The following is a 6,452-nucleotide window of genomic DNA, read 5'->3' on the forward strand; positions in this document are numbered from 1 at the left end:
GAACACGGGTATGGGGGCGCGGTCGGGAAGGGTGAAGGTGTGGTCGGGTCGTCGGAACCCCAGGCGCACCAGGAGCGGGGGTCGGGTCAGCGGTGGCCGAGTCAGGGTGATACCGGTGGCCTTGTTCGCGGTGCCGAGCGTGGCGGCTGCATTGACGCCGTGGGGGAAGGTCAACTCAGTGAGTAGCACGGTGACGTGTTCAAGCCACCCGTCCGACACGTCCTGTTCGAGTGCAGCGAAGAAATCGGTGAACGCCTGCGACTGGAACGTCGCGGCGTTCGCGCGTGCGAGTTCGCGCAACGCTCGAAGGTGCCCAACGTGGATACGGAGCACCTCGATGGAGTGATGGACCACCCCGGCGGGCATGAACAGCCCCCAGCCGTACGCCTTCTTGACCTCGTCAAGGGCGCGCTTCGGCGCCTGATAGAGCTCCAGGATCGTCTCGGAATTCGCTAGGGCGTCCCGCACCGCCGCCTGTCGGTAGGCGATGGCGGCTGGGTCGTTGAGCGGTTGGTGCAGCATCGCCGTCGCGACGGTCTCGACGGTCGTATCGTCGTGGGCCATCGACCGCACGAGAGCGCCAAGCTCAAGGTCGACGAATCGGTCGCGCGCACGCTCATCAGGTTGGTATTCGACCGTGGCGTCACGGTCGCTATACAGCAGTCGCGGCCTCATGAGAGGACCCGTTCCCGGATGCGCTGCGGCGATAATCCGTACTTCTCGGCGATCGCGGTTGCGTGCGCGAGCCCATCCGGTGGCCGGCGGACGACACGGAATGTGCGGTGCGTGGGGTCGTCCGCAGAGACCTCTGCCACGACGCTCACCATTGGCGGTGCCATCATGCCAGCTCGTCCAGGAAGGTGACCGTGACCCCGATGGCCCTGGCTTCCAGCAACGCGTGGAGGACGCGTTCGTTCAGGGAGAGCGCGTCCTGGGCGGTGATCGAGCTGAAGAGCTCGTTCGCGATGACGATGGAGTCTGAGGTCACGCGCTCGAGGATGTCTCGTACCCGGATGAGGTCGTCTTCGAGGCGGCCTCGCAGCAGAGCGAGGTCCTCCTGGCGCTCAAAATGCGTCAGCAGGAGATCGAAACGAGCCAGCCGTGCGGTGCGTGCGGCGACCGGGAATCCGAGCGCGGCCATCCAGTGCAGCTGCCCGAACACGCGGGCGAAGGTCGACTTGCCGCCCTGGTTGGCCCCGGTGACGACAAGGAACTGCTCGCCCGGCGCGAGACGGATTTCGTTCGGGACGATGGACGCGCGGGTTTTCGGCTGGGCGGCGAGTTGCAGGTCGTAGCCGTCGACGACCTGCACACTTCGGTCCGTGGTGAGCTCGGGCAAGCAGGTGGATAGGGTCGTCCCGGCCGCCGCCTTCAGGTGATCCAGGACGGAGAGGTACAGGTGCAGTCCGCGTTCATATCGCGCGACAGTCGTGGGTAGGAATCCGGCATGCTCGTCGACGAAGCGTTCGAGCGCTTGGAATGCGGAGGGGAAGACCTCCGCAACGAGGTCGGGGACTCCCGCTTCTACGCGGTTCATCTCCAGTGTGTCGACGAACCGTGTGCGATGCGAACCCGCGTCCGTCTGCTTAAAGCGGGCGAAGCCGGCGGTGACCGCGGCACTCTGATCCGTGCCGCTTGCGTCTGCTAGAACGGTGACGCTTCCGCCTTGAATATGGAAGTCGTACTTCACCGCGTCCAGCTGTGCAGTGATGGACATGGTATCCATGCTCAGGCGTGTGAATGGTTCAGAGTCGACATACTCAGCCAGTACCTGCGCGGCGGTTCGCAACGCTTCGGAACGGAGCGAGCACGTATTCAGATCGTCGGCGGCGCTGCTCACGACACCGGCGTATCGACGGGCGGCATCCAACAGAACCCGCTGGGCCTGCCGCGGATACCGCAATCGCCGGGCTAAGCCGAGAGATTCCCGCACCGCCGCCATTCCTGTGACGAACGTGCGACAGGCAGCGATCACCTCTGGAGTGTCGAGGTCGGCGAACACCCCGTGGCGGTACTCGACCGTGGCAGCATCGGCCACGGTCCAGAACACCGGGGCCAACTCCAGCGGGTCGTCGCCGAGGACATCGGTGACGATGTGATCCAGGCCGAGATCAGGGAAGCATCCTGGTTGTTCTTCCGCCAGTTGCTTCGACTGCCCGGGTGGGAACAGCAGGCTGGTGGGCGTTACCTCGCGGTCGTTCATCGGCGCTCCTCTACCTGGACGCGTGCAGCGTCACATTCAGGTAGAAGCCATCAGCGGGGACCCGCGGTTGCCGGTGAGCCTCATCACCGTGGTGCGTGCCGTAACCATAACACCGCGACCAGTGGACTTGTACCTTCGACGGCTTCTGGCATGATGGGAACTGACGGTTCACCGTCGCGGTGGTGGGGCTCGCCGCAACCAACCTCGGCTTCGCCGACAACGGTCCCTATCTCATGAGACGCGCACGCCTGTGCGCCCGGAGATAGGAGCACGATGACCGATCACAGGCCCGAGCCACCCCCGCCCGGTGTCATCCTCGTCGGAATGGCGAAGGATCTCGCGGACGCCGTCCTCGTCGTCGCATCGCGCCTGGCGGCGGACCTGGGGTGTGACCTGGTCTGCGCAACGGTCGACCCGAACCGCTATGCCGTCGCTGAAGACAACGACGGGCACCGTCCACTCCGTCCCGATCGATCCCGATCTTCCGGAGTTCGACGAAGACGTCTCCGACCCTGCGCTGACCCAACGGATCGAGAAGCTGCTCTCGGAAACGGGCGTCTCCCGGAGTCCACGCACCCTTACCGGCGATCCCGCGCGTGCTCTCGGTCACCTCGCGGAGAAGCTCGACGCCCGGATGATTGTTGTGGGAACTCACGAGGCTGGGCTGCGCACCAGCATGCGTGAGTTCTTCCGGTCCTCCGTCGCTGTCCATCTCGCTCACCGGCAACATCGACCCGTCCTCGTCGTACCGCTGTCCCCGGTCGACGATGGCCGAGCCTTGCCGTGGGAGTGACGGAACAGTTCGCCGAGGTCTATCTGCTCCGCCACGGTGAGAGCACGGCCAACGCGCGAGGACTATTCACGGGCGTCCTGGACCCGGAGTTGACCGAGCTCGGGCGGGAAGAAGCGCACCGCGCCGCGATGCTCCTGCTGGAAGCCGGCGTTCATCCCGCTCGCGTGTTCTGCTCAGCGCTGCAGCGCACCACCCAGACCGCTCAGGAGATGAGCGCGGTGATGGACCTGCCCTCGAACCTTGAAATCGACTGGCGACTCGGTGAGCGCAACTACGGTGCGCTCACCGGCTTCTCGAAGACCGAGGTCGCGCGACGTGCAGGCCAGGCACGTTACCGGCAGTGGCGTCGCTCCTACGACGTCGCGCCACCGCCCATGTCGGCGGCCGAGATGACTCGACTCCGTGGCAGGCCACCGTTCAATCGGTTGCCTGCGAGGGCGCTCACAGCCACGGAATCCCTCGCTGATGTTGTGCGACGAATCACACCGTTTCTCGACGACGTACTCCTCCCTGCAGTCGGTGCAGGGCGCCCGATTCTGGTGATCGCGCATGGCAACTCCCTGCGCGCATTGCTGTTCGTGGTGCAGCAGCTGACGCGCGAGCAAGGTGGAGCAGCTCAACATCCCCACCGGACACCCGTTGCGCTGCCGGTTCGAGCGAAGCGGCGGCCGCTTCCGGTTGCAGTGCTCGACCTACCTCGACCCCGAGGCGGCAGCCGTCGCCGCAGAAGTCCTTCGAAGCCAAGGGGGCACCTGAATGGTGTCCCGTCGTGAAAGGAGCCGGCTCCTGCGCACCGAGAGCCCGACCATGCCCGTCGATCCTGACGTCTTCGCTGACGATGCGCCGGCGAGGCGGACGCGCTCTGTCCACCTTCACTGGAGATACATCGGCCTCGTTTTCGCCGGCGGCGCCATCGGCACCACCATGCGGTATCTCCTGTCGCTCTCCGTTCCGACCGTTGACGGGATCCCCGTGATCACCTTCGCGATCAATGTGGTGGGTGCGTTTGCCCTTGGCTGGCTTCTCGCCGGGCTCTCCCGCGGCCCGGACCAAGGCATGAGACGAGTCGTACGACTCTTCGTCGGAACAGGGATACTCGGCGGGTTCACGACCTACAGCTCCTTCGCTGTCGACACCGATGGACTCATCGTCGCCTCCAACGTCGGGGGGAGCATCGCGTGCGCCGTCGCGACTCTGCTCATCGGGGCGTTCGCTTCGCTGGCCGGTATTGCTCTCGGCACCGCCATCAACCGCCGCACGTTCGGAGGGATCCGGTGACCGGATTCCTGCTCGCGCTCGCGGTCGCTGCTGCCGGTGGAGCGGGCGCTGCCGGCCGCCTTGTCGTGGACGGCTTCGTGAGGTCACGGGTGACCATTTCTTTCCCGCTCGGGACGACCATCATCAACGTCTCCGGGTCGTTCATGCTCGGACTCGTGACCGGTCTCGCCACCGCCGCGCTTGTGGCGCCGGAGTGGCGGGCCGTGATCGGAGTGGGGCTGCTCGGCGGTTACACCACATTCAGCACCGCCAGCTTCGAGACCGTCCGCCTTGCGCAGGAGGGGCGGTATCGTGCAGCGGCCGTCAACAGCGTCGGGATGCTCGCCGGTGCGCTGCTCGCCGCGGGGCTCGGCCTGTGGATCGGCTGGCTGGTATGAGAAAGCCACCCGGGCGGTGTTCCGTTTCCCTCGATTGTGTGCCACACTCCCAACCAGCGCTTCGGCGCTTCGGCGGTGGGGCTCGCCGACACCAACTTCGATGCCGACAACAGTCCCTATCTCACGCGATCACACACGCCTGGAGATAGGAGACACCGTGCACGAGCACGGCTACACCGGCCACATCGACCCGGCCCACGAGGGCCACTACATCAGCCACCCGGAGACGCATCCAGTGGCGATCGAGCGAGTCACCGCCCGCCAGATCCTCGACTCTCGGGGCTACCCAACGGTCTCGGTCACCCTTCACCTGCACGACGGCATCCGGGTCTCGGCCTCCGCACCCGCTGGCGCATCGACCGGGGCTTACGAGGCGGTCGAGCTCCGAGATGACGGCCCGTCCTACTCCGGTCGAAGCGTCCACCGCGCGGTCGCCGGCGTCGAGACGGAGGTCTCGCCCGTGCTCGCGGGCCGCCAGTGGACGACGCTGCGCGAAGTGGACGACGCGCTTCGGACACTCGACGGAACCGAGAATCTTGCTCGTCTCGGCGCCAACGCGGTGGTGGCGGTATCCATCGCCGCCGCCCGGGCGTTCGCCCACGCCTCCGAAATCCCGCTGCATGTGTGGCTCGCCCGCGTCACCGACAGCGCTCAGAGACTTCCCGTCCCTCACTTCAACGTGCTCAACGGGGGCGCCCATGCGGCCAACCCGTTGGAGTTCCAAGAGTTCATGATCGCCCCCGTGGGCGCCGCGGATGAGGCCGCCGCAGTCGAGGCCGGAGTGGAGATCTATCACGCCCTGGCCGCCCGGGTGAAGGCGCGCTTCCACACCGCCGGCCTCGGCGACGAAGGCGGCTTCGCCCCCGAGATCGCCAGCCCGGAAGCAGCGATGGAACTCCTGGTACAAGCCATCCAGGACGCTGGGTACACCCCCGGCCTCAACGACGTCGCAATCGCCATCGACCCCGCAGCGAACGGGTTCTACGAGCGGGAGGGGAAGTACAAGATCGCGGGGAGGCTCTTGGGTCGCGATGAGCTCGTCGACTACTACGTGAAGCTCCTCGACGAGTACCCGCTGCGCTCCATCGAAGACGGCTTCGCCGAAGACGATCACGCCGGATGGAAGCTGCTCTACGACGCCGTCGGCGACCGCACACAACTCGTCGGCGACGACCTCTACGTGACCGACCCCCGGCGAATCTCCGACGGCGCCCGGAACCACTACTCCAATGCGGCACTGATCAAGCCAAACCAGATCGGCACCGTCAGCTCCACGCTGGACGCCATCGCAACCGCCCGACGATTCGGCATGCAGTCGATGGTCTCCCACCGCTCCGGCGAAACCACCGACTCCTTCATCGCCGACCTCGTCGTCGGAACAGGAACCGGGCAGATCAAATCCGGCGCGCCCACCCGAGGAGAGCGGGTCGTCAAGTACAACCGCCTGCTCGACATCGAGCTGGACAACAAGTCTTTGCCCTACGGGCTCGAGCTGGCTCCGACCCACGCACCCGAAGTGGCGTTGGAGCCCTGAGAACACTTCCGCCCACATCGGGTTATCCACGTGACCCGGCGCGGGAGTGAGAGGGGGAGCGCCCTTACACCGAGGCGCTCCCCCTCGATTTGAGTTGAAAGAGAGCCGGTAGCATCTCGCCGAAACGCTCCAAAGGATCCGGATATGACGTCGCTGAAGCCTGGTTTCTCCTCTGCCGTGACGTCGAAGCATCGGCTCTGCTTGGGTCGTCCCGGGACTATCTCGCTATCGGTGTCTATGGCGTTTTCGGTTAGGGCGTGTCTGACA

Annotated in this window: 7 protein-coding genes and 1 riboswitch; of the genes, 5 read left to right on the top strand and 2 right to left on the bottom strand. The window is 65.8% G+C overall.

Annotated features, from left to right (window positions below):
- Together U870_RS0119170 and U870_RS22805 are read right to left on the bottom strand one after the other, a co-directional pair.
- Nucleotides 1–675, bottom strand: a 675-nt coding sequence (locus tag U870_RS0119170) for a hypothetical protein (protein ID WP_025158993.1), incomplete at its 3' end; no start/stop codon positions are given.
- A 163-nt stretch (nt 676–838) separates the two neighbouring features.
- Nucleotides 839–2,203, bottom strand: coding sequence for a MutS-related protein (locus tag U870_RS22805; protein WP_052357836.1), 1,365 nt, complete (start codon nt 2,201–2,203; stop codon nt 839–841).
- Nucleotides 2,204–2,237: 34 nt separating this feature from the next.
- Nucleotides 2,238–2,300, bottom strand: a riboswitch (Fluoride riboswitch).
- 327 nt (nt 2,301–2,627) lie between these two features.
- Here U870_RS22805 and U870_RS22810 point away from each other — a divergent pair.
- From U870_RS22810 to eno, 5 genes are all read left to right on the top strand, one after another.
- On the top strand, nt 2,628–2,996 hold the full coding sequence (locus U870_RS22810; RefSeq protein ID WP_052357838.1) for a universal stress protein: 369 nt from the start codon (nt 2,628–2,630) through the stop codon (nt 2,994–2,996).
- Nucleotides 2,993–3,769, top strand: coding sequence for a 2,3-bisphosphoglycerate-dependent phosphoglycerate mutase (locus U870_RS23770; RefSeq protein ID WP_162819195.1), 777 nt, complete (start codon nt 2,993–2,995; stop codon nt 3,767–3,769). Before U870_RS22810 ends, U870_RS23770 begins: the two co-directional genes overlap by 4 nt.
- A 34-nt stretch (nt 3,770–3,803) precedes the next feature.
- Nucleotides 3,804–4,274 (top strand): fluoride efflux transporter FluC, encoded by a 471-nt coding sequence (locus U870_RS22815; RefSeq protein WP_025158994.1) that lies wholly within the window; start codon nt 3,804–3,806, stop codon nt 4,272–4,274.
- The gene (crcB, locus tag U870_RS0119195; protein ID WP_025158995.1) at nt 4,271–4,651 is read left to right on the top strand and encodes a fluoride efflux transporter CrcB; all 381 of its coding nucleotides are present in this window, start codon (nt 4,271–4,273) and stop codon (nt 4,649–4,651) included. The genes U870_RS22815 and crcB overlap by 4 nt, the downstream gene beginning before the upstream one ends.
- 157 nt (nt 4,652–4,808) lie before the next feature.
- Nucleotides 4,809–6,185 carry a phosphopyruvate hydratase gene (gene eno / locus U870_RS0119200; protein WP_240183759.1) on the top strand — a complete coding sequence of 459 codons (1,377 nt, stop codon included), beginning with the start codon at nt 4,809–4,811 and terminating at the stop codon, nt 6,183–6,185.
- Nucleotides 6,186–6,452 lie beyond the last annotated feature (267 nt).

The sequence above is a fragment of the Leifsonia aquatica H1aii genome (assembly GCF_000633535.1).
Lineage (GTDB): Bacteria > Actinomycetota > Actinomycetes > Actinomycetales > Microbacteriaceae > Leifsonia > Leifsonia aquatica_A.